The sequence below is a fragment of the Streptomyces sp. SID4985 genome, assembly GCF_009863025.1.
Lineage (GTDB): Bacteria > Actinomycetota > Actinomycetes > Streptomycetales > Streptomycetaceae > Streptomyces.
Genome location: NZ_WWIR01000658.1, coordinates 1 through 560, shown reverse-complemented (window position 1 = coordinate 560; position 560 = coordinate 1). Strand labels below are relative to the sequence as shown.

At 66.4% G+C, this 560-nt stretch carries 1 protein-coding gene; it reads left to right on the top strand.

The features are described 5' to 3' along the window. On the top strand, positions 1-560 hold a 560-nt coding region (locus tag GTW40_RS28550), incomplete at both ends, for a cytochrome ubiquinol oxidase subunit I (RefSeq protein WP_161183022.1).

Below are 560 nucleotides of genomic sequence, written 5' to 3'. Positions count from 1 at the left end.
TACTCCCGCTTCGTCGGTGACGTCTTCGGCGCGCCGCTCGCCCTGGAAGCGCTGCTGGCGTTCTTCTTCGAGTCCACCTTCATCGGACTCTGGATCTTCGGCTGGGACAAGCTGCCCAAGAAGATCCACTGCGCGTGCATCTGGATGGTCTCGATCGGCACGATCCTGTCGACGTACTTCATCCTCGCCGCCAACTCCTTCATGCAGAACCCGGTCGGCTTCAGCCTCGACAAGGCGGCCGGCAAGGCGCATCTGACCGACATCGGCGCGGTGCTCTTCCAGAAGCTGAACCTCGTCGTCGTCGCGCACACCCTGACCGCCGCGTTCCTGACCGGCTCCGCGTTCGTCATGGGCATCTCCGCCATCCATCTGTACCGCGCCGCCCGCCGCCAGCGCCGGGGCCGGCCCAACGACCTCAAGCAGGTCGCGGCCATGCGCACGTCGCTGCGGCTCGGCCTCGTCCTGGCCGTCATCTTCGGTCTGGGCACCGCGATCACCGGTGACAAGCTCGGCGAGGTCATGTTCGAGCAGCAGCCGATGAAGATGGCCGCCGCCGAGGC